The sequence below is a fragment of the Luteipulveratus flavus genome (assembly GCF_029439465.1).
Taxonomy (GTDB): domain Bacteria; phylum Actinomycetota; class Actinomycetes; order Actinomycetales; family Dermatophilaceae; genus Luteipulveratus; species Luteipulveratus flavus.
Genome location: NZ_JAROAV010000052.1, coordinates 75,579 through 98,128 on the forward strand (window position 1 = coordinate 75,579; position 22,550 = coordinate 98,128).

Below are 22,550 nucleotides of genomic sequence, written 5' to 3' on the forward strand. Positions count from 1 at the left end.
AGCACCGGGACCGGCGAACCAGCACTATCCGGCGCTGCGCTGCTCCCGCCGCAGCCGCAGCTCGTCACCGGGGTGCGGTGCCGGCGCCTCTGCGTCGGGACGCTCGCTCGGCAGCTCGGCCAGGCTGCCCTCGACCTCGCGCCACACCGAGCCCACCGCGATGCCGAACACGCCCTGGCCGCCGCGCATGAGATCGATGACCTCGTCGTCGGAGGTGCACTCGTACACCGTCGCGCCGTCGGACATCAGCGTGATGCCGGCGAGGTCGGAGACACCGCGGTCGCGCAGCGCCGACACCGCTGTACGGATCTGCTGGAGCGAGACGCCGGTGTCGAGCAACCGCTTGACGATCTTGAGCACCAGGATGTCGCGGAAGCTGTACAACCGCTGGTGGCCCGAGCCGGAGGGGTTGCGCACCGACGGCTCGAGCAGGCCCGTACGGGCCCAGTAGTCGAGCTGGCGGTAGGTGACGCCCGCCGCGCGGCAGGCGGCCGGGCCGCGGTAGCCGACCGAGTCGGACAGCGCCTCCGGTACACCCTCGGTGAACAGTGCTTCCTGCCGGGGCGCCGGAGTCGTCGACTCCGCAGATCGCACTTCGCCCGTCGTGCCCACGACAACCTCCGAATGACTCGTCCGCGTTCAAGGACGACATGCCGACCAGGTGACTTCACGATGACGCTATTCCGGGGGTCGGCCGGGGTCAACGACCACCGGCACCGACGGTCGGCGTGTCGCGCGCCGCCCGTGACAAGTCTTGAGTTTAGGTTGACGGTGAGGTCGGGTCCAGTACCCCGGTCACGTGTCGGTCGGACCGCTCGTCTCGTCCGGCGGAGCCTCGAAGTCCTCGGCCGAGACCTGGTCGAGGAACTCGCGGAACCGCTCGACCTCGTCCTCCTCCTCGACGGGGACGACCACGCCCACCTCGGCCAGGATCGCCTCGTCCACCAGGATCGGGACGTGAGCGCGCAGGGCGACCGCGATGGCGTCCGAGGAACGGGAGCTGATCCGCGTGTTGCCGTCGACCACGAGCTCGGCGTAGAAGACCTGCTCCTCCATCTTGGTGATCCGGACCTCGGTGAGGCGGTGCCCCAGCCCGGTCAGCAGATCGACCAGCAGGTCGTGGGTCAACGGCCGGGGCGGCGTCACGCCCTGCTGGGCGTACGCGATCGCCGTGGCCTCGGGGGCACCGATCCAGATCGGGACGTGCCGCTCACCGCCGCGCTCGCGCAGCAGCACGATCGGGTTGTTGGTCGGCATCTCGACCCGGACACCCATCACGTCGACCTCTTTCACGCCTCCCACGCTACCCGGTCGGCGCGACTACGTTCGGCCCTCCTGCAGGCCCGCGCGTACGAGGGCGACGTGCAGGGTCAGGCAGCGCGCGAGGACGTCGGCGCGCTTGGCGCCGTCGGACCCGGCCGTCTGCTCGACGAGGCCGATCTCGCGGTCGGCCGCGAGCCGGAACGCGCGCAGGTGGCGGCCGCTCACGCCGTACGCCGCCAGTGCCTCGGCCGCCCGCGCCACCGTCAGGTCGGCCTCCCCGAAGTACCCCTCGGCGTCGGCGGTGATCAGGTGGAAGGTCTCCAGCTCGGTGACCTGGGACGGGGCCAGCCCGCTTCCGTCGGAGAGCTCGGCGCGGGTGAGGCGCAGCCGGCGCAGCGGGGTCGACAGGTCGTCCGCCGACGGCAGGTCGTCGTCCCCCACCGGCGGCGGCACCGCGGGGAGCCCGCCGGAGGGACCCTCCTCCGGCGGCAGCCCACGGTCGAACGCATCGAGGGCGTCGCGGATGACCCGCAGCGGCCAGAAGCGGTCCCGCTGTGCCGTCAGCACGAAGCGGAGCCGTTCGATGTCGCGCTCGGAGTACTCGCGGTAGCCCGAGTCGCGACGCTGCGGAGAGACGAGGCCCTCGGTGTCCAGGAAGCGCACCTTGGAGACGGTCAGGTCCGGGAAGTCGGACCGGAGGCGTTCCAGCACGGCACCGATCGTCAGACCGCGGCCGCTGGGCGAGGTCACGACGCGGGCTGCGCGCTGCCGTAGTAGACGAGGCGGAACTTGCCGACCATGACCTCGTCACCGGTCCGGAGCGGAGCCGAGTCGACGAGCTGCATGTTGACGTACGTGCCGTTGAGCGAGCCGACGTCCTGGACCTCGAAGCCTCCACTGGTGCGGCGGAACACCGCGTGCCGGCGGGAGACGGTGACGTCGTCGAGGAAGATGTCGCTGTCAGGGTGCCGACCGGTGCTCACCTCGTCGGCGTCCAGCAGGAAGCGCGCGCCGGTGTTCGGGCCGCGCAGCGCGATCAGCAGCGCCGTGCCGGGCCGCAGGGCCTCGACGGTGGCCTGGTCGGTGTTGGACAGACGGGTCTCCCCGTCGGGCACGAACTCCGGGCTGGTCGGCTCGGTGAACTTGGGGATCCTCGCCGTGGTCGCGTCGTCGGCGTAGCTGCCCTGCGGGCCGCTGGGATCGACCTGGCCGCTGCGCTCGCCCCCGGGAATGTTGTCCCGCTGCGCGCCCGGGTCCTGGTCGGACATGTCCACCTACCTGTCGTCGTTCGTCGGTCGAGCAGGTCATCCGCCAGCAGCCGATGACCGGTCGTGGTCCAAGGAGTCACTCTAGGGGACCCCGCGGTCCAGCAGAGCGGAATGCGGGTGGGCGATGAGCGCACGGACGGGCGCTGCACCGCCGGCGGTTCAGCCGAGCGTCGCCTGGTAGGCCTCGGCGTCCATGAGCGCCTCGACCGCGGCCGGGTCGGAGAGCTTCAGCTCGAACATCCAGCCCTCGGCGTACGGGGCGGTGTTGACCTGCTCGGGCGCGCCGTCCAGGCCCTCGTTGACCGTGACGACCTCGCCGTCGAGCGGGGAGTACAGGTCGCTGACGGACTTGGTCGACTCGACCTCACCGCAGCTGTCGCCGGCGGTCACGGAGTCGCCGACGGCCGGCAGGCTGACGTACACGACGTCGCCGAGTGCGTCCTGGGCGTACGCGGTGATCCCCACGCGGACGACACCGTCGCCCTTGTCCGCGACCCACTCGTGATCGTTGGTGTAGCGCAGGTCAGCCGGGTACTCGAGCTCGCTCATGCAATCTCCTTGGTAGTCAGGGGTACTCGTTGTTCAGAGAAGGCGCGTCATTTCCCCTGGTCGTCGCGCTGAGCGTAACGAGCGTCCGAGACGGCCCGCAACGCGGTCACCTCGACGCGGCCCAGCTCGAGAACCGTGGGGTGGGCACCGATCCGTTTGAGCTGCTCGACGACCCCGCCGGGGATCGCCATCGCCGTCGACATGGTGTGCGAGTCACCGATCGCGAGGATGGTGTACGGCGCCCGCACGGGCTTGCCGTCGACGACCAGCGTGCCGTCCTTCGAGGTGCCGAACCAGCTGTCGGCGACGACGCGCGCGTCCCCGATCTGGATCGCCTCGGCGCCGGCGCCGCGCAGCTCCTGAACGGTGTCGAGCAGGTTCGCGGCGATCATCGCCCGGTCGGGGTCGTTGACGACGATCTTGATGCCCGGCCCGGTGGCCTTGACCGTGCCGGCGAGGATGCCCAGCGAGGCGAGCCGGTCACGCGCGGCGCTCAGGGCGGCCCCGTCGTTGTCCCCCGACTTCAGGCCGTCGCGGGTACGGGTCAGGTCACGAACGTCCTTGTCGAGGCGGCTGGACTGGTTGTTGACGTTGGCGAGCAGGGACACCAGGTCGGACTGCCGCAGGTTCTCCAGGCCCGAGGTGCGGGTCTGGCGCACCTGGGTCACCGTGGCGAACCCGAGGGCCAGCGCGAGCAGGGCGGCCAGCAGGTTGCCCTTGGTCAGCCGGGGCATCGCCATCCGGCCGAGCCGCCCCCAGGCCGAGGGCTCGCTCTCGTCGGCCGGTACCGAGCGGGCCGGCACGGTGTCGCTCGGCCCTCTGTCGCTCGGCTCGACGCGAGGCGGCTCCGCGGGCTCCGGTCTCGACGGCGGTACGTCGTCGGCACGCGCGTCTGTCGCGGGCTGGGCGGCCGTCGCTGCGGACGGGACCGCGGTCGCACCATTGCCCGGTCGGGCGGGCAGCTCGGCGCGGACCGGCGTCCGGGCGTCCGGGGGCTGCTGCGGCTCGTGCTCCGGCGTCGGCTCCCCCGACCGTGCCGCCGGGTGGGGGTACGTCGCCTCCTGGGTCCTGTCAGCGTCCTCGGCCTCCGCTGTGACGGGCGCGCCCGGACGTACGTCGGCGGGCTCCTCGACAGCCGGCGCCACCGCCTCGTCGCTCGGCGCCGACGAGGTGGGCTCGACTCGCTTGTCGTCCGCGGCACCGCCGGCCGGGGGGTCGACCCGGTCCGGACCGTCGTGACCAGGGACGGGGTCGACGGCTGGACCGGGCTCGTCGGCAGCGGCCGACTCGGTCGGTCGCTCGGACGGGACACCGGATCGCTCAGCCGGCTCGCTCGGACCCGCGCTCGCAGCGGGACGGTCCGCTGGTGCGAGGTCCCCGTCGGAGTCCGGAACCGGCGACTCGGCCGCCGGTGTCGCCTCAGCGGTGTCGGCCGGGCGCTCGTCGGCTCGTTCGGGCGCGGGCGTCCGGTCGGAGTGGTCGTCCGGTCCAGCAGCCTGCGCAGGCGCGTCCGCGTCGGTGGCGTCGTCCGCCCGCTCGGCGGACGACGGCTCGGTGCCGGGCGACGGCGCCGTGGTCATCTCGTCGGGCTCGACCGACGAGGCGTCGGTCGTCGGCGGCACGCTCTCGCCGTCTCCCGGCTCGGTGACCGCGGCCGCCTCGTCGGCGGGCGGGGTGGTGCGGTCGGTGGCTGACGGCGGCGCCCCGGCCGGCGACTGAGCACGGCGTCGCAGGTGGGGGCGCTTCTTACGGCTGGGCATGAGGATCAGGCCTTGAAGAGGTGACGACGGATGGAGGCGACGTTGCTGAAGATGCGCAGGCCGAGCACGACGACCACACCGGTCGACAGCTGCGAGCCGACGCCGAGCTGGTCGCCGAGGAACACGATGAGCGCGGCGACGACCACGTTGGACAGGAAGGAGACGACGAAGACCTTGTCGTCGAAGATGCCGTCCAGGACAGCCCGCAGCGCACCGAAGATGGCGTCGAGAGCAGCGATGACCGCGATGGGCAGGTACGGCTGGAGCCCGACCGGAACCTCCGGGTGGAGGAACAGGCCGGCGACCAGTCCGATGACGAGTCCGGCGGCGGGGATCACGGGGTCTCCTTCTGGGTGGACGTCGACCCTGTCGCGGTCTTCGTCGATGCGGTGCGGGCGTACTGCAGGACGGACGAGGACGACGCCGGCACGCTGAGCCTGTCAGCGTCGTCCATCTTCACGCGGATGTCGATCTGGGAGGGCAGCGCCTTCAGGTAGTCACCGGAGGGGCCTTCCTCGAACCGCTTGCGCATGCCGCCGGGCTCGCCGATGGCCGACACGACGTACGGGCGGGCGATCGGACGGAAGTCGATCGTGATGGCCGGCCCGGCGAAGCGGATCGACGAGGTGGACGTGAGGCGCTGGCCGTTGATCGAGATCGCCTCGGCGCCGGCCTGCCAGAACCCGTTGGTGAGGATCTGCAGGTCGCTGGAGGTGATGGAGCTCTCCTCCTCGCTGTTGGACTGCTCGTCGGCGTCCGGGTTGGACGGTGCGTCGTCGAGGGTGAGCTTGACGCCCGGACCGTGCACCGCCACCGCGCCGGAGGCGAGCTCGACGCGCTCGAGCTGCTCGGCGACGCTGACCCCACTCCCCTGGTCCAGCACCCGGCGCTGCGCGTCGCTGATCTCGTGCTGCAGGTCGGAGATGGTGCGGGTCTTGCCGTCGATGGCCTTCTGCTGGCCGTGGATCTGGTCGACCAGCTGCTGTCGCTGACGGTCGGCGGCGTCCTGTGGCAGGCGCAGCGTCTGGGCCGCAGCGATGAGGAGCAGGCCGATCAGCACGCAGGTGACGATCACCAGCGGGCTGCGCAGCCCGCCGGACCTCGCGGGGCCGCCGGATGCCGCCCGACGGTCGGCGGCGGCCTGGTAGCCCGGGTCGAGCGGGTGCTCCATGAGGTCGGTGAGCAACGACATGCTCGAACCGACACGACGTGGGGAGCTCGAGCCGGATGGCTCGTTCATGCAGAGACCGCCTTCTTGTGCTTGACCATGCCCCGGATCTGGGCGGCGTACATGACCGCGGCCAACCAGTAGAGGCCGGTGCCCCACCAGGCGAACGCCCAGCCCATCGGGCGGGCGATGTCGGCCACTACCGAACCACCTTCGGCGAGCAGAAGCAGCGGGAACGCGTAAATCAGGTTGAACGTCGCGGCCTTGCCCACGAAGTGGACGGGCGGGATCGCCAGCTGGTGACGGCGCAACGACGGACCGAGCGCCAGGACGAACAGCTCGCGCGAGAGCAGGACGGCGACGAGCCACCACGGGATGATGTCCCGCCAGGCGAGCCCGAGCAGCGTCGAGAGGATGTAGAGGCGGTCCGCGATCGGGTCGAGCAGCTGCCCGAGGCGGGAGATCAGGCCGTACCGCCGGGCGATCTTGCCGTCCAGGTAGTCGGTGACGCCGGAGAGCGCGAGCACGATGAGCGCGGCGGTGTCGTGCTCGGTCAGGATGAGCCACAGGAAGACCGGAACGCCCACGAGCCGGAGCATCGACAGCGCGTTGGGCACCGTCCACACGCGCCCGCTCACCACCGGCTCGCGCGCGGCCCCGGTCCCCGTCTCCGTCACGGGGACGATGCTAGGCGGTGCGGGTGTGAGTAGACGTTGAGGGACCGCCTGCGCACGAACCCCGCCAGAGTGATACCGAGCTCGTCCGCTGCGGCGACCGCCAGCTCGGACGGCGCCGAGATCGTCGCCAGCACGCCGACCCCGCTCATGGCGGCCTTCTGGACGATCTCGAAGGACGCCCGGGAGGAGACAACCAGGACCAGGTCGCGCACGTCCATCTCCTCCAGCACCGCCCACCCGAGCACCTTGTCGACGGCGTTGTGCCGGCCGACGTCCTCCCGGACCACGACCGGCTCGCCGCCGGTGGTGAACAGCCCCGCCGCGTGCGTCCCGCCCGTACGGGAGAACACCGTCTGCTCCTCGCGCAGGGCGTCCGGCAGCCTGACCAGGACCGCCGGGGCGAGGCCACCCGCCCGGTCGGGGTCCAGCGGGCCCGGCAGGCTCTGCCGGATGGCGTCGATGGACGTCTTTCCGCACAGACCGCACCCGCTGTGCATCACCAGGCCACGCTGCGTCGAGACGGGCAGCCCGCGCTGCCCGAGGAGGGCCACCTCGATGACGTTGTAGGTGTTGACCTGCAGGCCCTGCTCGTCCTGGACCGCGCCGACGCAGTAGCGCGCGCTGGTGACGTCGTCCTTGCTGGCGATGACGCCCTCGGAGCGCAGCAGCCCGTGCACCAGCTCCACGTCGTGGCCGGGCATCCGCATCGTGACGGTGAGGACCTCGCCGTCGACCCGGATCTCCAGCGGCTCCTCCACGACCAGCGTGTCGGGCCGGCGCCGCTCTCCCCCGTCCAGGTCGATCCGCAGCACCGGGCGGCGCGTCGTGACCCGTCCCATCAGCGCACCGGCGCCCGGTCCGCCGTCGCGGGCTCCAGGCGGATCACGACCGACTTGGAGGTCGGGGTGTTGCTCGTCTCGGCGGTGGCGTCGAGTGGCACGAGGACGTTGGTCTCCGGGAAGTACGCCGCCGCGCACCCGCGAGCGGTCGCGTACGAGACGACGCGGAAGCGGGGCGCCCGGCGCTCCTGCGTGCCGCCGTCCGGCGACGGCCAGACCGACACCAGGTCCACGTGGTCGCCGTCGGCGTACCCCAGCTCGGTGAGGTCCTCGGGGCTGACGAAGACGACCCGCCTGCCCTGGTGCACGCCCCGGTAGTGGTCGTCCAGGCCGTAGATCGTGGTGTTGTACTGGTCGTGGCTGCGGACGGTCTGCAGGATCAGGTGACCGGGCGGGCAGTCGATCACGTGTAGCGGGTTGACCGTGAAGCGCGCCCGCTGCGTCGACGTGGCGAAGGTGCGGGTGTCCCGCGCGCCGCTCGGCAGCCGGAACCCACCCGGCCGGTCGATCCGGGACTCGTACGACTCGAAGCCGGGTACGACCCGGGCGACGTGCGCCCGGATGGTCCGGTAGTCGGCCCTCATCGCCGCCCAGTCGATCGCTACGTCCGGCAGCACCCGCCGGGCGAGCTCGCAGACGATGGCGACCTCGCTCAGCAGGTCCGCCGAGGCCGGACGCAGCCGCCCCTGGGAGGCGTGCACCATGCTCATCGAGTCCTCGACCGTCACCCGCTGCGACCCGGTCAGCTGCTCGTCCCGCTCGGTCCGCCCGAGCGTCGGCAGGATCAGGGCCTCGCGCCCGGTCACCGCGTGGGAGCCGTTGAGCTTGGTCGAGATCTGCACGGTCAGGTCGGCCTGCCGCAGCGCCTCCTCGGTGACGGCGCTGTCCGGTGTGGCCCGGACGAAGTTGCCGCCCATACCGACGAACACCCGGGCCCGCCGGTCGCGGAAGGCGCGGATCGACTCGACCACGTCGTACCCGTGGGCGCGAGGTGCGGTGATGCCGAACTCGGCGTCGAGAGCGGCGAGGAAGGGTTCGGCGGGCTTCTCGTAGATGCCCATCGTGCGGTCGCCCTGGACGTTGGAGTGACCACGCACCGGGCACACCCCTGCGCCGGGACGACCGATGTTGCCCTGGAGCAGCAAGAGGTTCACGATCTCGCGGATGGTGGGGACGCTGTGCCGGTGCTGGGTCAGGCCCATCGCCCAGCAGACGACCGTCGCACCGGAGGCGGCGAACCGGTCGGCCAGCCGCTCGATCTGCGAGCGCGACAGCCCGGTGGCGCGCTCGGTCAGCGGCCAGTCGACCGTGGCACGCGCCTGCACGTACGCGTCGAACCCGGAGGTGTGGCGCTCGACGAAGTCACGGTCCAGGACGTCGGGGCGCTGGAGCAGCAGATGGCCGACCGCCTGGAACAGCGCCTGGTCGCCGCCCAGCCGTACCTGCAGGAAGTCGTCCGCGATCGGCACCCCGCCGCCGACGACGCCCCGGACGGTCTGCGGGTCCCGGAACGCCTTGAGCCCGACCTCGGGCAGCGGGTTGATCGCGACGACGACCGCACCGCGCTCCTTGGCCGTCGCGAGGGTGCTGAGCATGCGCGGGTGGTTCGTGGCGGGGTTCTGGCCGGCGATGACGATGAGCTCGGCCTGCTCGAGGTCCTCGATCGACACGGTGCCCTTGCCCACGCCGATCGTCTCGATCAGGGCCGAGCCGGACGACTCGTGGCACATGTTCGAGCAGTCGGGCAGGTTGTTCGTCCCGAAGGCGCGCGCGAACAGCTGGTAGACGAACGCCGCCTCGTTGCTCGTCCGCCCCGAGGTGTAGAAGACGGCCTCGTCCGGGTCGTCGAGACCGCGCAGGTGCGTGGCGAGCACGTCGAGCGCGCGGTCCCACGAGACGGGCTCGTAGTGATCGGCGCCGGCGGCCTTGTACATCGGCGTCGTCAGCCGTCCCTGCGAGCCGAGCCAGTGGTCGGTGCTCTCGTGCAGGTCGTCGATGCTGTGGCGGGCGAACAGCTCGGGGGTGACCCGTCGGGTGGTCGCCTCCTCGGCCACCGCCTTCGCGCCGTTCTCGCAGAACTCCGCTCGCCGCGTCTGCGCGGGGTCCGGCCAGGCGCAGCCCGGGCAGTCGAAGCCGTCGGGCTGGTTCACCCGCAGCAGGGTGCGGGTGGCGCGGGTCGGACCCATCTGGTCCACGGAGATCCGCAGGGCCCGAGCGACCGCCGGGACGCCCGCTGCGTACGAGGTCGGTGCCCCGACACTCAGGTCGTCGTCCACGGGAATGTCCCGCCCGGTCGGTTCATCGCTGCGCATGCCTGCCAGTATGTCCGCGCCATCGGGAGGGAGACAGGGTGCACACGGCTGCGACCAACGAGGACATCGCCTACATCGTCGCGGGGGCGCTGCTTCCGCTGCTGGCGATCGTCACGGTGCTGTGGATGCGTCGGCGGCGCCGGGACGAGGTGTACGTCGGGATCACGCCCGGCCTGACCCCGGTCGAGGGCGCTCCGGCGAAGGTCAGGCGGGTCCGTGGCGGCAAGGAGTGGTCCGGTGCGACCCCGGTCCAGTTCCACCCCCCGAAGGGCGTCTCCCCCGCGATCGCCGGCGTCCTCGTGGACGGCTCGGCCGACCCGCGCGACCTCGGCTCGCTCGTGGTCGACCTGTCGGTGCGGGGCTGGTTCGACATCGCACGGGTGGACGACGACTGGGAGCTGCGTCGGCGCCCGCAGCCGCCGATGGACCAGCGAGTGACCCCGACGGAGCGCGCGATCCTGGCCGCGCTCTTCCGGGCCGGTCCCGTGCAGCGGATGTCCACGCTCAAGGGTGACCTCGGCATCTCGTTGCGGGAGGCGCAGATCGGCCTCTACCGCGAGGTCGTCGACCGTGGGTGGTACCGCAAGCACCCGCGCTCGCGGAACGCGCTGCTCGGCTGCCTCGGTCTCCTGGTCGTGGTTGCGGCGGGCTTCATCGCGCTCGGGCTCTACACCTACTCCCGCCGCCACGTGACGGAGTACTGGTGGGCGCTGCCCAGCGGGGTACTCCTCGCGGGCCTGGTCATGGCGCTCTGGGGCCGCGGTCGTACGCCGCGTACCGCCGACGGCACCGCGGTGCGGGTCCAGACGCTCGGGTTCCGGCAGTACCTCGCGACCGCCGAGGCACGTCAGATCCGGGTCGAGGAGGCGGCCGGGCTGTTCGCGCGCTACCTGCCGTACGCCATGGTGTTCGGTCTGGCCGACCAGTGGGCCAGGGTCATCTCCCAGGTCCTCAACCATCACCGGATGGTCGAGCTGATGGACGCGACCAGCGGTGCCCTGCTCGACCCGGGCGCCTGGATGCTGGTGGACGGCCTCGCCGACCTGGCCGGCTCCGCCTTCGACATCTCAGCGCTCGCCGACGGCGTCGGCGGCCTCGGTGACACCGTCGCGGGCAGCTTCGGCTTCCTGGACGGCGTGACCAACGGCGTCGACGGCCTGGTGTCCGGCGTCGGCGACTTCGTCGGCTCCGCCGGAGACCTCTTCGACGGACTCGACGGCTGCGACGGGTGCGACGCGCTGGGCTGCCTCGACTTCTGAGACGTCACGCCCGGCGCGGCGCGCATCCCCCGTTCGGGTGACAACGGGTCTACGGTCCGAAAATGAGCGGCATTCGCGACCTCGTGCGCACCAAGGACGTCGACACCGTCATTCAGCAGAACGAGGACGGCAGCGACGGCGGGCACCACGCCCGCCTCAGCAAGCGGCTGACCGCCTGGGACCTGATGGGTTTCGGGATCGGCATCGTCATCGGCACCGGGATCTTCACGCTGACCGGCGTCGAGGCCAAGAACCACGCGGGTCCGGCCGTGGTGATCTCCTTCGCCATCGCGGGCTTCGTCAGCCTGCTCGCGGCCCTGTGCTACGCCGAGCTCGCCGCAGCGGTGCCCACCGCCGGCAGCTCGTACACGTACGCGTACACCACCATCGGCGAGGTCTTTGCCTGGATCATCGCCTGGGACCTCATCCTGGAGTTCGCCCTCGGAGCCGCGGTGGTCTCGCGCGGCTGGTCCGGCTACCTGCAGGACGCCTTCGACCTCCCGACGTCGGTCTTCGGCGAGACCTCCTCGATCAACCTCGGGGCCGTGGCGATCGCCCTCGTGCTCGGCATCGTCGCCGCCGTCGGCATCCGCGAGTCGAAGCTGGTCACCAACGCGCTGGTCGTCATCAAGGTCTCGATCTGCGTCTTCGTCATCGTTGCCGGCGTCTTCTTCGTGAAGGCGGCCAACTACAAGCCGTTCGTCCCGCCGTCGCAGACCCCGGAGGAGAAGACGTCCGGCCTCACCCAGCCGTTGTGGCAGTACGTCAGCGGGGTCGACCCGGCGGCATACGGATTCGCCGGCGTGCTCGTCGCCGCCGCCGTCGTGTTCTTCGCCTACAGCGGGTTCGAGGCGGTCGCCAACCTCGGCGAGGAGACCAAGGACCCCGCCAAGGACATGCCGCGCGGCCTCATCGGCACCCTCGCCATCTGCACGGTGCTCTATCTGCTCGTGTGCCTGGTCATCACGGGCATGGTGAAGTACACGGACCTGTCCGAGGGCGCGCCGATCTCCAACGCCTTCGACCGGGTCGGCATGAGCTGGGCCGGCGTGCTCATCGGCATCGCGGCGGTCGCCGGGCTGAGCTCGGTGATCCTGGTCGACATCGTGGCCATGGGCCGGATCGGGTTCGCGCTGTGCCGCGACGGTCTGCTGCCGCCCTCCGTCGGCAAGGTCCACGAGAGGTTCCACACGCCGCTGCGGATCACGCTCGCCACGACGGCCGTCGTCTGTCTGCTCGCGGCGTTCGTGAAGCTCAAGACGCTGGCGGAGATGGTGTCGATCGGCACCCTGTTCGCGTTCGTCGTCGTGTCCATCGCGGTGGCCGTGCTGCGTCGCACCAAGCCGCGGATGGAGCGCCCCTTCCGCACCCCGCAGGTGCCGCTGCTGCCGATCGTGTCGGCCCTGTGCTGCGTGGGACTGATGGCGAGCCTGGCCGTGGAGACCTGGCTGCGGTTCCTCGCCTGGCTGGTGGTCGGGCTGGTCGTCTACGGCTTCTACGGGCGCAAGCACTCCCGCCTCGCCACCGGTGAGCGTCCGGTGCCGGGCGTCGAGGACGCGCAGGTGCGCTGAGCGTCTCAGCCGGCCCGGAGCGCGGCGACCGTCTCATCCAGTCCCTCCTGCAGTGGCCGGCACCGCCAGCCCAGCTCGCGCTCGGCGCGCTCGCGGGTGCCGAGGTAGCTCGCGAGAGAGACCCGCAGCGCCTCCGGGTGGTACGTCTGGGGCAGCGGCACCACGGCCGACACCGGCCTCATGAGTCGGGCCGACGCCTGCACGAGGGGGTCGGGGACGAGCAGGGGGCCTTTCGTGCCCGCGATCTGCGCGGTCCGCGTGAGCAGCTCGGCGAGCGTGGCGGGCTCGCCGGCGAGCATGTACGAGCGTCCCGGCTCGCCCTGCTCCAGAGCGAGGATGTGACCGCGGGCCACGTCCGCGACGTGCGCCCACACCAGCCGGCCCCCGCGGCGGGGCACCTGGGGCCGCCGCCCGGCGACGACCTGGGCGATGAGCTCGCCGACCTGCGAGGTGTCCCCTGGCCCGTAGATCCCGCCCGGCATGACCGTGACGACCGGGAGCCCGCCGGCAGCGTACGCGTCGGCGATGGCGTGGGCGCGCGCCTTCGTCTCGTCGTACGTGGAGATGTGTCTGCCGGTGAACGAGTCGTCCTCGGTCAGGACGACGCCGCGGGTGTCGGAGTTCACCGCCAGGGTGCTGGTGTACACGATGCGGCGTACGCCGGCTCGGCGAGCGGCGTCGAGCGCGTTGCGGGTGCCGTCGACGTTGACCGTCCAGCCCGGACGGGGATCACGCTCGCCGACGCGGTACCAGCCGGCGACGTGGAAGAACCCGTCGAGCGGTTCGTCGGCGGTCAGCAGGGCGTCGAGGGCGGCGACGTCGTCGAGGTCCCCGGTGACGACCTCGCATCCCCGTGACTCCAGGCCCGCGGCCTTGGCGGGTGTCCGGGCGAGTACCCGGACCTCGTGACCGGCGGCACGCAGCTGACGGGCCAGCTCGCCGCCGACGAACCCGGTCGCTCCGGTGAGGGCGCATCGCATGAGTCATTGTCGCGTGCGCCCGCCCTCCCGGCTACGCCTTCGCGCACTTGTCGACCAGTCGCCGCACGGTGGTGAGGTTCCGAAACGTCGTCGACGCGTCGACGGCCCGGTCGAAGGTGGCCGGCTTGATCTGCGTCCCGCTGATGCCGCCACGGGTCAGCCAGTAGACCGCCCGGCCGTGGCAGCGCAGCGTGTCGTAGTCGTTGGACAGCGCCTCGACGCCCTTCCTGCACGCAGCCGTCGGCTCGGACTCCAGGAAGCCGACCTGGACCTTGTGTCCGTCCTCGATCGGCGCGAACGGGTCGGCGTCGATGATGTCGGCGAGCTGGGCGGGGGTCCGGACGAACGTCGCGACCGCGTACCCGAGCTCCTTCTCGAACGCCTTCGTGAGAGTCGACTCCACCGTCGCAGCTCGCTGCCGGGACGTGAGCACGACGTTGCCGCTGGCGATGAACGTCTCGACGTCGTCGTACCCCTGGTCGGCGACGAGCGCGCGCAGCTGCGGCATCTTCACGGTGTGTCCGCCGACGTTGATCCCGCGCAGGAAGGCGACGTACCGAGGCATGGCCGCACTGTACGGGCGCCGGCCGACATCGCGGCAGCCCTACCGGGTCCCGCGATGTCGACCGGTGCGACGCCTACCGCCCGATGTAGACCTGGTCCACGTCGTGCGCCCAGGTGCCGGTGATGCCCGGGTTCGCGACGCCGAGCGTGAGCTTCGCGCTCGTCGTCCCGTACCGGTACGTCGTGTAGCTGTGCCCGGCGGCGCCCTCGCCCGAGATCGCGTGCCAGTAGCTGCCGCCCGGGTTGCGGTAGGCGAACAGCGTGTTGGTCACCGTCGCCGTGGCGAAGTACCCGGTCGCGACCCGGTCGCCGCGCCCCCAGGAGCGGATCGCGGCGTCCGCCCGTGAGGCGTGCTCGTTCGCGGTGTTGGACATGGAGTAGTAGCGGGCGGCGTGCCACCCACCGCCTGACCGCGGCAGGACGTTGGTGACCGAGACGGTGATCGTCCCGCCGCGGGCCGCGTCGTGGTACGTCGCGTAGACGGTGCCCGCAGCACCCTCGTCCTTCGTCCGGACCCAGTGGCTGCCGCCGGTGTCGGACAGGCTCCACAGCGCATTGCGCAGCGTGGTGTCGGCGTAGCAGGCGGTCTGCTGGGTGTTGCCGGCCCCCCAGGCCCGGATCAGGCGGTCGAGGTAGGTGACCGAGCTCAGTGTGCTCACCGGACTCAGCCCGGCACAGCTCGGTTCGGAAGCCTGCGCGGGCTGCGCCAGGCCGACTCCCCCGATCAGCGCGGCACCGGCAGCGGCAACGACAGTCGTGACAGCACGAGACATGGTTTCGCTCCTTCGTGCCGCCGGCAGTCCGGAGCCGGTGATCGTCCGGCCCGGCTCGCCCCGCACTCCCCCTGCTGGTCCAGCGCTCGACAGGCTCGCCGGCGACATGGGTCAAGGAGCGGCGAGCGTGGCGCCGGATACATCGAGTGTCGATGAACGATGAGGCACCGGCTCGTCCCGGGACGACGCCTCAGGTGGGCGGCCGGGAGGGAGGTGGTCCGGCGACCCGCAGGGCGAGCAGGTATCCGACGCAGCAGGCGAGCAGCAGCAGGCCGGTCACGGCCACTGCGACAGCGGCCAGCTGCTGGTCGGTCACGAAACGAGGCAGGTCGTCGCCGTCCGACGGCGAGTACGCGAACCAGCCGAAGGACGTCGTCCGCTCACGCACCGCCATCACGACGCCGGCGACGAGCGCGAGGACGCCCGTGAGGACCACTGTCCCGAACCGCCACCCCGGTCTCCCCATGCGCGGATGCTACGCGGGAATGCGATCCGCAGTGGGCGACTGGTTGACTCCCTCCGTGGCAGCAGACGAGCGGCAGATCATCCCCTTGCTGGAGTACGACGCGAGTCCGCAGGCGTTCATCGAGCCGGTCGACGTCCGGCAGCCGGTCGACGTGCCACGAGCGTGCGTCCTGTCGTGGTTCCACGACGGCATCGAGCGGCTGGTAGGACGGCTGGACGGGCGCCAGGTCGTGGAGAACCGCTGGGAGGACGGCCCGCACCCGCTCTTCGAGGTCGACATGGAAGGGCGACGCGTGGGCCTCGTGCCGATGCCCGTCTCCGGGGCGGCGGCAGGGAGCCTGGTGGAGGAGCTGATCGCCCTCGGCTGCCGCTCCTTCGCCGCGTGCGGCGGCGCCGGGTCCCTGCGCCCCGACGTCACCCTGGGTCATCTGGTCGTCGTGACGTCCGCGCTGCGCGACGAAGGCCTCTCGCACCACTACCTGCCACCGGGGCGCGTGGTGGACGCCGACCCCGCCGCGGTCGCGACCCTCGAGGCGACGCTGACCGAGCACGGGGTGCCGTACGTCGCCGGACGGACGTGGACCACGGATGCCTTCTTCCGCGAGACCCCCGCCAAGATCGCCGCCCGCCGCGACGAGGACTGCGTGACCGTGGACATGGAGGCGGCCTCCATCGCGGCGGTCGCGCGCTTCCGCGACGTGCGGCTCGCGCAGCTGCTCTACGGCGGAGACGACCTGAGCGGGGCCGCCTGGGACCACCGCAGCTGGCGCACCCAGCACGAGGTGCGCGACAACATGCTGGCCCTCGCGATGAATGCGGCCCTACGGATGGAGGCCTGACCTCGTCGCGCAAGGGCAGCGAGCGAGGCCGGGCACGAAAACGGGTCTGACCCGTTGAGAACAGGTCAGACCCGATGTGGTCGGGCTGACAGGATTTGAACCTGCGACCCCTTGACCCCCAGTCAAGTGCGCTACCAAACTGCGCCACAGCCCGATGCTCACCAGGCCCTGACGGGTTGGTGAGCGACCTGAACCTTAGCGCAGCGACTCGCCCGGGTCCCAATCGGCTCCGCGAGCACGTAGCGGTTCGAGCAGACACTCGTACGCTCGCGTACATGGACCAGCTCACCGAGCCGGCCGCGGGTCTCGTCTGGCACTACACCGACGGCCCCGGCCTGCTGGCCATCGTGCAGTCCCACACGCTGTGGTGCACCGCCTCGCCGTTCCTCAACGACGCCGGCGAGGTGACCCTCGGGGCCAGGACGCTGCACCAGGAGCTGGAGCGGCGCATCCGTACGGACAGCCGGTACGAGGCGCTGCTGCCGCTTCTCGACGACACGCAGTGGACCCGTCCGGACGATCCCGGCGAGGGGCCGTCGCCGGCGACGTGCTTCATCCTCAGCGCCGCACAGGAGGGCGACCTGCTGGTGATGTGGCGGCTCTACGGGGGCGGTGGCGAGTCGTACGCGGTCGGGCTCGATCCGCAGGCGCCGCTCAGTGTGCTCGGCGGCTCGCAGGCAGACCCGCACGACATCAGGGTGCAGCACCGACCCTGGCGACCGGTGCGCTACGGCGAGGACGATCAACGGGCGCTCGTCGACGCGGTCTTCGACGAGCTGCCCGAGGAGATGAGCGATGCCGCGGACGGAGGGGTCATCAGGCCTCGCGACGCCGGGGCGATGGACGCGCTCGGCCAGCTGCGCGACGACCTGGAGGCGGCGCTGATGCTGATCAAGCACCCCGGCTTCGTGGACGAGCGGGAGACGCGGTACTGCGTCGGCATCCACCACTGGCTCGACGAGGCGGCGCTGCCGCCCGGCGTGGTCCGCCACCGGGCGACCGCGTACGGCATGGCGCCGTACCTGGTCCTCACCGGTGCTGGCGAACAGGGCACGCCGATCGTCTCCACGACCGCGCCGCTGCCGATCCGCGCCCTGGCGATCTCACCGTCGCCGAACGGGCGGGCCGCCACCGACTCGGCGCGCGAGCTGCTCGCCTCGTACGGTTACGACGTGCCCGTCGTCCGGTCGCACATCCCCTACCGCGAGTGACGCATCAGGAGCGGCGGCGCTTCTCGCGGACGCGCACGGCGATCTCGATCGGACTGCCCTCGAAGCCGAACTCCTCACGCAGCCTGCGCTCCAGGAACCGCCGGTAGCTCGCCTCGATGAACCCGGAGGCGAACAGCACGAACCGCGGCGGACGCGTGGAGGCCTGGGTGGCGAACAGGATGCGCGGCTGCTTGCCACCGCGGACCGGGTGCGGGTGCGCGGCGACGATCTCGCCGAGCAGCGCGTTGAGCCGGCCGGTCGGGATGCGCTGGTCCCAGGAGTCCAGGGACGTCTCCAGCGCGGGAACCAGCTTCTCCAGGTGGCGACCGGTGCGCGCCGAGACGTTGACCCGCGGCGCCCACGGCACCTGGACGAGCTCCTTCTCGATCTCACGCTCCAGGTAGTAGCGCCGCTCCTCGTCCAGCAGGTCCCACTTGTTGAACGCCAGCACCAGCGCCCGACCGGAGTCGATCACCTGCTGCACGACCCGGATGTCCTGCTCGGCGATCTTGTCCTCAGCGTCGATCAGCACGACCGCCACCTCGGCCTTCTCCAGCGCCGTCTGCGTGCGCAGCGAGGCGTAGAAGTCGGCGCCCCGGGTCAGGTGGACGCGGCGCCGGATGCCGGCGGTGTCGACGAAGCGCCAGGTCTGGCCGCCGAGCTCGATCATCTCGTCGACCGGGTCACGGGTCGTGCCCGCCACGTGGTCGACGACGACCCGCTCGGAGCCGGCAAGCTTGTTCAGCAGGGAGGACTTCCCGACGTTCGGACGACCGAGCAGCGCGACGCGGCGGGGGCCGCCCGGGGCGTACGCGCCGGCGACGGCCGACCGCTCCGGCAGGACCTCCAGCACAGCGTCCAGAGCGTCGCCACTCCCCCGGCCGTGCAGCGCCGACACGGGGTACGGCTGGCCGAGACCGAACGACCACAGCATCGCCGCGTCGGCCTCGGTGCGCTGGTCGTCGACCTTGTTGGCGACCAGGACGACCGGCTTGCCGGACCGGCGCAACAGCTTGACGACAGCCTCGTCGGTGTCGGTCGCTCCGACGGTCGCGTCCACCACGAACATCACGGCGTCCGCGAGCTCGACGGCGATCTCCGCCTGCTCGGCCACCCGCAGGTGGATGCCGGTCGCGTCGACCTCCCAGCCGCCGGTGTCGACCAGCGTGAAGCGGCGGCCGGACCACTCGGCGTCGTACGCGACCCGGTCGCGGGTCACGCCGGGGACGTCCTCGACCACGGCCTCACGGCGACCGATGATGCGGTTGACCAGGGTCGACTTGCCGACGTTCGGACGACCGATGACGGCGACGACCGGACGCGCGTCGCCGGCGGCGTCGTCGCCCTCACCGGGACCCTCGGCCTCCAGCAGCGCACGGTCCTCGTCGCTGAGGTCGAAGTCCTCCAGGCCGACGCGCAGAGCCTGCTCGACCGAGGCGTCGTGCTCTGCGGTGTCCTCGGGGGTCACGGCATCGCGGGAGGGCTGGTCAGACACGGGATCGTCCTTGCGTAGAGGGTGGTCTGCCGTCGGGCAGACCACCATTGTCGCGTACCGCGTCAGGTGGTACGGGGCGGCTCGTCGCCCGGCAGCGCCATGCCCGTCCGCGACACCGCGTCCGCGACGTGCAGGGCCAGCCGGTCGCGCAGGGTGTCGGTGGCGATCCGCAGCCGCTCCCGGCCGCGGACGTCCTCCTGCGGCCGTACGGAGAACGCCTCGCCGAAGATCACCTCGAGGTGGGCCCGCGGGCGCGGCCAGGACCCGCGCGAGGCGCCGGTGCCGCGGGTCCCGAGACAGGCGACGGGGACGACCGGGGCGTCGGCGCTCAGGGCCAGCCAGGCGGCTCCCTGCTGGACGGCGCGCACCTGGCCGGAACCGCGGGTGCCCTCCGGGAACACGCCCACCGCTCCCCCGCGCGCCAGGACGCCGCGCGCGGCCGCGAGGGCGGCACGGTCACCGGTGTTCTGATCGATCGGGATCTGGCCGACGCCCTTGAGCAGCGCGCCCCACGCCGAGGAGAAGTACGAACGCTTCACCAGGAAGTGCACCGGGCGGGGCGCGAGGCAGTACACGAGCGGGCCGTCGAGGAAGCCCGCATGGTTGGAGACCAGGACGACCGGTCCACTGCGCGGGACGTGGTGCAGCCCGTGCCGCCGGGCGTCGTAGAGGATCGGGGCGATCACCTGGCCGAGGTGATGGCCGGCCGCCGCTCCGTACGCCGCGGGCGGCTCAGACACGCTCGCCCCGCGCGGCGACCACGGCGAGCACGGCCTCGACCGACTGCTCGAAGTCCAGGTCGGAGGTGTCGACGGTGGTGACGCCGTCCGCCGCGACGATGAACTGCGAGACGGTCGAGTCGCGGGCGTCGCGGTGCACGACCTGCGCCCGGGTCGCCTCGACCGCGGCCGCGCCGGCATCGCCGTGCAGCTCCTTGGACCGACGCGCCAGCCGGGCCTCCTCGGAGGCCGTCAGCAGGACGCGTACCTCGGCGTCGGGCGCGACGACCGTGGTGATGTCCCGTCCCTCGGCCACCACGCCACCCTGGGCGAGCGCGATCCGGGCGATCAGCGCCCGCTGGCGGTGCTGCATGTCGGCCCGCACCTGCAGGTTGGTGGCCACGTGCGAGACCGCCTCGGAGATGCGGCTCTCGCGGATCGCGGTGTCGATCGCGGTGCCGTCGACGGTCACGCCCGGCGAGGCGGGGTCGGTGCCGAGCTCGAGGGGCAGCTCCCGGGAGGCGCGCGCGACGGCGTCCTGGTCGGTCAGGTCGATGCCACGTTCCAGGCACCACCAGGTCAGGGCGCGGTACATCGCGCCGGTGTCGAGGTAGCCCACTCCGAGGGAGCGGGCCACGGCGCGGGAGACCGAGGACTTCCCGGACCCCGAGGGTCCGTCGATGGCGATCACGAGAGGTTCGGCGGGGATCGTCGTCACGGCCGACAAGGGTACTGCGGGTACGGCGTGGCGTCGTACGGACGCGTCACTCGTGGACACTCCACCCGGCGGCGGTCAGGGCCGAGCGCAGCCGGTCCAGGACGGCCGGGAGCACCGACAGCTCCACCAGACCGACCGGTCCGCCGCGCGCGTGCTCGATCCGGATGTCCTCGATGCTGACCGAGGCCGCCCCCACGTCGTGGAACAGGTGGGCCAGGCTGCCCGGCCGGTCCGGGACGACCACCAGCACCGTGGCGTACGTCGTCGGCGGCGCTCCGTGCTTGCCGGGGATGCGGGCCCGGCCGAGCTGGCCGTCGGCGATCGCGGTCGCGAGCACACCCCGGGCACCCTCGCTGTCCGGGTCGTCGGTGACGCGCCGCAGCGCGTCCCGCACCGCGGCGACGTCGCCGGCCAGCCGCTCCACGACCGGCAGGAGCGCACTCGCGTTGCCCGCGAGGATCTGGGTCCACAGCATCGGGTCGGAGGCGGCGATGCGCGTGACGTCCCGGACGCCCTGGCCGGCCAGCGCGACCGCGTCCTCGGAGACCTCCCGCAGCCGTGCGGCCACCAGGCTGGCGGCGACCTGCGGCAGGTGCGAGACCGTCGCCACCGCGGCGTCGTGCTCGGCCGCGTCCATGGTGACCGGGACCGCGCCGACCGCCTCCGCGACGCGGCGGACGAGCTCGGTCGCCTCCGGCGCGGTCGCCGCGTGCGGGCAGATGACCCACGTACGGCCCTCGAACAGGTCCGCCTGCGCGGCGACGGCACCGGACCGCTCCCGGCCCGCCATCGGATGTGAACCGACGTAACGGTCGAGGTGATCGGGTGCGGAGCGGCGGACCGCATCGGCCACCGCGACCTTCACCGAGGCGACGTCGGTGACGTGCGCCCGCGGGTACGCGGCCAGCTGGTCGGCCACGACCTGGCCGGCGACGTCCGGAGGCGCAGCCACGATCACCAGGTCGGGACTGTCGTCCGTGCCGATCGTCCCCGCGCCGAGGTCCCGGGCGAGAGCGACCGCGGTCGGCGAGACGTCCTCCAACGACACGCGAAAGCCCTTGCGCGACAGCGCGATTCCGACAGAGGTGCCGAGGAGGCCGGTGCCGACGACCAGGACGTGATCCGTCACAGACCGGCTGCCTTGTAGAGCGCCGCCACCTCACGAGGGGTCAGGGGGCGCAGCTTGCCCGCGCGCAGCTCGCCGAGCTTGACCGGTCCGACGTCGGTGCGCACGAGGCTCTCGACCGGGTGGCCGACCGCCTCGAGCATGCGGCGCACCACGTGCTTGCGCCCCTCGTGCAGCACGACCTGCACCATCGCCTTGCCCGGCTGGGAGTCGACGACCTTGAACGAGTCGACCGAGACCGGGCCGTCCTCGAGCTCGACGCCCTCGCGCAGCTGCTTGCCGAGATCGCGCGGGATCGGCCCGGGCACCAGCGCGACGTACGTCTTGGTCACGCCGTACGACGGGTGCTGCAAGCGGTTGGCCAGCTCACCGTCGTTGGTGAGCAGCAGCAGGCCCTCGGTGTCGTAGTCGAGCCGGCCGACGTGGAAGAGCCGCTCCTTGCGCTGATCGACGTAGTCGCCGACCGAGGGCCTGCCGAGCTCGTCGCTCATCGTCGACACGACGTTGTACGGCTTGTTGAACGCGAGGTAGATCCGCGAGCCGTCGAGCTGGACGCGCTCGCCGTCGACGTGCACGACCTGCTTGAGCGGGTCGATGCGGACGCCGAGCTCGGTCACGGTGCTGCCGTCGACCTGGACGCGTCCCTCCTGGATGAGGTTCTCGCAGGTCCGTCGGCTGCCGACGCCGGCCGCCGCGAGCAGCTTCTGCAGGCGCACGCCGTCGGGGTCGTGGACGTCGACGGCCTCCTTGCGCGGGGTCCGCTCGCGCGGTGGCTGCGTCGGCTGGCTGCGCTTGGTCGTACCCGACCCGCCGCGCCTCGCCGGGCCGGCGCCGCGACCACTCTGGCCGCGGGAGCCGCTGCCCCGTCCGCCGGCCTGACCTCGTGAGCCGCTCTGACGCGGCTTCCCCGGGCTCATGATTCTCCTCGCACTCGATCGTTCGTCCTCATCGTAGGCACCCCGCTCACCACTTCGGTCGCGCTCGGTCGGCCTCC

24 protein-coding genes and 1 tRNA gene are annotated in these 22,550 nt (G+C 71.9%); 4 read left to right on the plus strand and 21 right to left on the minus strand.

The window, feature by feature from the left end; all coding sequences use genetic code 11:
* Positions 1–24 precede the first annotated feature (24 nt).
* The 11 genes from P4R38_RS18515 to P4R38_RS18565 form a co-directional block, all read right to left on the minus strand.
* Positions 25–594, minus strand: a complete 570-nt coding sequence (locus P4R38_RS18515; protein WP_275240111.1) for a MerR family transcriptional regulator — start codon at positions 592–594, stop codon at positions 25–27.
* Positions 595–795: 201 nt separating this feature from the next.
* Positions 796–1,293 (minus strand): bifunctional nuclease family protein, encoded by a 498-nt coding sequence (locus P4R38_RS18520; protein WP_277193448.1) that lies wholly within the window; start codon positions 1,291–1,293, stop codon positions 796–798.
* 27 nt (positions 1,294–1,320) lie between these two features.
* On the minus strand, positions 1,321–2,013 hold the full coding sequence (gene ftsR / locus P4R38_RS18525; RefSeq protein WP_275240107.1) for a transcriptional regulator FtsR: 693 nt from the start codon (positions 2,011–2,013) through the stop codon (positions 1,321–1,323).
* On the minus strand, positions 2,010–2,531 hold the full coding sequence (locus tag P4R38_RS18530) for an FHA domain-containing protein (RefSeq protein WP_275240105.1): 522 nt from the start codon (positions 2,529–2,531) through the stop codon (positions 2,010–2,012). The genes ftsR and P4R38_RS18530 overlap by 4 nt, the downstream gene beginning before the upstream one ends.
* A gap of 159 nt (positions 2,532–2,690) precedes the next feature.
* On the minus strand, positions 2,691–3,080 hold the full coding sequence (gcvH, locus tag P4R38_RS18535; protein WP_275240103.1) for a glycine cleavage system protein GcvH: 390 nt from the start codon (positions 3,078–3,080) through the stop codon (positions 2,691–2,693).
* 47 nt (positions 3,081–3,127) lie between these two features.
* Complete coding sequence (locus tag P4R38_RS18540) at positions 3,128–4,840, minus strand: DUF881 domain-containing protein (RefSeq protein WP_277193449.1); 1,713 nt, start codon at positions 4,838–4,840, stop codon at positions 3,128–3,130.
* Positions 4,841–4,845: 5 nt separating this feature from the next.
* Complete coding sequence (locus P4R38_RS18545) at positions 4,846–5,178, minus strand: small basic family protein (RefSeq protein WP_275240100.1); 333 nt, start codon at positions 5,176–5,178, stop codon at positions 4,846–4,848.
* Positions 5,175–6,080, minus strand: a complete 906-nt coding sequence (locus P4R38_RS18550; RefSeq protein WP_277193450.1) for a DUF881 domain-containing protein — start codon at positions 6,078–6,080, stop codon at positions 5,175–5,177. Before P4R38_RS18550 ends, P4R38_RS18545 begins: the two co-directional genes overlap by 4 nt.
* A complete protein-coding gene (locus P4R38_RS18555) occupies positions 6,077–6,685 on the minus strand; it encodes a CDP-alcohol phosphatidyltransferase family protein (RefSeq protein ID WP_275240098.1) in 609 nt (202 codons plus the stop codon). The genes P4R38_RS18550 and P4R38_RS18555 overlap by 4 nt, the downstream gene beginning before the upstream one ends.
* Positions 6,682–7,524, minus strand: coding sequence for a formate dehydrogenase accessory sulfurtransferase FdhD (gene fdhD / locus P4R38_RS18560; protein WP_277193451.1), 843 nt, complete (start codon positions 7,522–7,524; stop codon positions 6,682–6,684). Before fdhD ends, P4R38_RS18555 begins: the two co-directional genes overlap by 4 nt.
* On the minus strand, positions 7,524–9,836 hold the full coding sequence (locus P4R38_RS18565) for an FdhF/YdeP family oxidoreductase (protein ID WP_277193452.1): 2,313 nt from the start codon (positions 9,834–9,836) through the stop codon (positions 7,524–7,526). The genes fdhD and P4R38_RS18565 overlap by 1 nt, the downstream gene beginning before the upstream one ends.
* 38 nt (positions 9,837–9,874) lie before the next feature.
* On the opposite strand from P4R38_RS18565, the gene P4R38_RS18570 reads away from it, so the two are divergent.
* Together P4R38_RS18570 and P4R38_RS18575 are read left to right on the plus strand one after the other, a co-directional pair.
* Positions 9,875–11,095 (plus strand): DUF2207 family protein, encoded by a 1,221-nt coding sequence (locus P4R38_RS18570; RefSeq protein WP_277193453.1) that lies wholly within the window; start codon positions 9,875–9,877, stop codon positions 11,093–11,095.
* A gap of 62 nt (positions 11,096–11,157) precedes the next feature.
* The gene (locus tag P4R38_RS18575) at positions 11,158–12,666 is read left to right on the plus strand and encodes an APC family permease (protein ID WP_277193454.1); all 1,509 of its coding nucleotides are present in this window, start codon (positions 11,158–11,160) and stop codon (positions 12,664–12,666) included.
* Between the two features lie 5 nt (positions 12,667–12,671).
* Here P4R38_RS18575 and P4R38_RS18580 read toward each other — a convergent pair whose 3' ends face one another.
* The 4 genes from P4R38_RS18580 to P4R38_RS18595 all read right to left on the minus strand — a co-directional run bounded on the left by P4R38_RS18580 (position 12,672) and on the right by P4R38_RS18595 (position 15,449).
* Complete coding sequence (locus tag P4R38_RS18580) at positions 12,672–13,646, minus strand: NAD-dependent epimerase/dehydratase family protein (protein WP_277193455.1); 975 nt, start codon at positions 13,644–13,646, stop codon at positions 12,672–12,674.
* Positions 13,647–13,677: 31 nt separating this feature from the next.
* Complete coding sequence (locus tag P4R38_RS18585; protein WP_277193456.1) at positions 13,678–14,211, minus strand: DUF1697 domain-containing protein; 534 nt, start codon at positions 14,209–14,211, stop codon at positions 13,678–13,680.
* Positions 14,212–14,284: 73 nt separating this feature from the next.
* Positions 14,285–14,983, minus strand: coding sequence for a hypothetical protein (locus P4R38_RS18590; protein ID WP_277193457.1), 699 nt, complete (start codon positions 14,981–14,983; stop codon positions 14,285–14,287).
* 190 nt (positions 14,984–15,173) lie between these two features.
* Complete coding sequence (locus P4R38_RS18595) at positions 15,174–15,449, minus strand: hypothetical protein (protein WP_277193458.1); 276 nt, start codon at positions 15,447–15,449, stop codon at positions 15,174–15,176.
* 55 nt (positions 15,450–15,504) lie between these two features.
* Between P4R38_RS18595 and P4R38_RS18600 the strand changes: the two genes are divergently transcribed.
* A complete protein-coding gene (locus tag P4R38_RS18600; protein ID WP_277193459.1) occupies positions 15,505–16,287 on the plus strand; it encodes a nucleoside phosphorylase in 783 nt (260 codons plus the stop codon).
* Positions 16,288–16,364: 77 nt separating this feature from the next.
* On the opposite strand, the gene P4R38_RS18605 is transcribed toward P4R38_RS18600, so the two are convergent.
* Positions 16,365–16,441: transfer RNA gene (locus P4R38_RS18605), tRNA-Pro, on the minus strand.
* A gap of 121 nt (positions 16,442–16,562) precedes the next feature.
* Here P4R38_RS18605 and P4R38_RS18610 point away from each other — a divergent pair.
* A complete protein-coding gene (locus tag P4R38_RS18610; protein ID WP_277193460.1) occupies positions 16,563–17,498 on the plus strand; it encodes a DUF2971 domain-containing protein in 936 nt (311 codons plus the stop codon).
* Between the two features lie 4 nt (positions 17,499–17,502).
* Here P4R38_RS18610 and der read toward each other — a convergent pair whose 3' ends face one another.
* The 5 genes from der to P4R38_RS18635 are packed head-to-tail and all read right to left on the minus strand — an operon-like array spanning position 17,503 to position 22,473.
* Complete coding sequence (der, locus tag P4R38_RS18615; RefSeq protein WP_409201284.1) at positions 17,503–19,041, minus strand: ribosome biogenesis GTPase Der; 1,539 nt, start codon at positions 19,039–19,041, stop codon at positions 17,503–17,505.
* Between the two features lie 14 nt (positions 19,042–19,055).
* Positions 19,056–19,733: a lysophospholipid acyltransferase family protein gene (locus P4R38_RS18620; RefSeq protein WP_277193462.1), complete on the minus strand. Its 678-nt coding sequence runs from the start codon at positions 19,731–19,733 to the stop codon at positions 19,056–19,058.
* Complete coding sequence (gene cmk / locus P4R38_RS18625) at positions 19,726–20,430, minus strand: (d)CMP kinase (protein WP_277193463.1); 705 nt, start codon at positions 20,428–20,430, stop codon at positions 19,726–19,728. The genes P4R38_RS18620 and cmk overlap by 8 nt, the downstream gene beginning before the upstream one ends.
* A gap of 46 nt (positions 20,431–20,476) precedes the next feature.
* Positions 20,477–21,559 (minus strand): prephenate dehydrogenase, encoded by a 1,083-nt coding sequence (locus tag P4R38_RS18630; RefSeq protein WP_277193464.1) that lies wholly within the window; start codon positions 21,557–21,559, stop codon positions 20,477–20,479.
* A complete protein-coding gene (locus tag P4R38_RS18635; RefSeq protein WP_275240076.1) occupies positions 21,556–22,473 on the minus strand; it encodes a pseudouridine synthase in 918 nt (305 codons plus the stop codon). The genes P4R38_RS18630 and P4R38_RS18635 overlap by 4 nt, the downstream gene beginning before the upstream one ends.
* Positions 22,474–22,550: the final 77 nt, after the last annotated feature.

Bases quoted from the DNA above. Each gene is read 5' to 3' on its own strand.
- P4R38_RS18635 (WP_275240076.1), bottom strand. From the start codon at position 22,473: ATGAGCCCGGGGAAGCCGCGTCAGAGCGGCTCACGAGGTCAGGCCGGC.
- P4R38_RS18550 (WP_277193450.1), bottom strand. From the start codon at position 6,080: ATGAACGAGCCATCCGGCTCGAGCTCCCCACGTCGTGTCGGTTCGAGC.
- P4R38_RS18590 (WP_277193457.1), bottom strand. From the start codon at position 14,983: ATGTCTCGTGCTGTCACGACTGTCGTTGCCGCTGCCGGTGCCGCGCTG.
- P4R38_RS18585 (WP_277193456.1), bottom strand. From the start codon at position 14,211: ATGCCTCGGTACGTCGCCTTCCTGCGCGGGATCAACGTCGGCGGACAC.
- gcvH (WP_275240103.1), bottom strand. From the start codon at position 3,080: ATGAGCGAGCTCGAGTACCCGGCTGACCTGCGCTACACCAACGATCAC.
- der (WP_409201284.1), bottom strand. From the start codon at position 19,041: ATGGTGGTCTGCCCGACGGCAGACCACCCTCTACGCAAGGACGATCCC.
- P4R38_RS18565 (WP_277193452.1), bottom strand. From the start codon at position 9,836: ATGCGCAGCGATGAACCGACCGGGCGGGACATTCCCGTGGACGACGAC.
- P4R38_RS18580 (WP_277193455.1), bottom strand. From the start codon at position 13,646: ATGCGATGCGCCCTCACCGGAGCGACCGGGTTCGTCGGCGGCGAGCTG.
- P4R38_RS18575 (WP_277193454.1), top strand. From the start codon at position 11,158: ATGAGCGGCATTCGCGACCTCGTGCGCACCAAGGACGTCGACACCGTC.
- P4R38_RS18610 (WP_277193460.1), top strand. From the start codon at position 16,563: ATGGACCAGCTCACCGAGCCGGCCGCGGGTCTCGTCTGGCACTACACC.
- P4R38_RS18595 (WP_277193458.1), bottom strand. From the start codon at position 15,449: ATGGGGAGACCGGGGTGGCGGTTCGGGACAGTGGTCCTCACGGGCGTC.
- P4R38_RS18540 (WP_277193449.1), bottom strand. From the start codon at position 4,840: ATGCCCAGCCGTAAGAAGCGCCCCCACCTGCGACGCCGTGCTCAGTCG.
- fdhD (WP_277193451.1), bottom strand. From the start codon at position 7,524: ATGGGACGGGTCACGACGCGCCGCCCGGTGCTGCGGATCGACCTGGAC.
- P4R38_RS18530 (WP_275240105.1), bottom strand. From the start codon at position 2,531: ATGTCCGACCAGGACCCGGGCGCGCAGCGGGACAACATTCCCGGGGGC.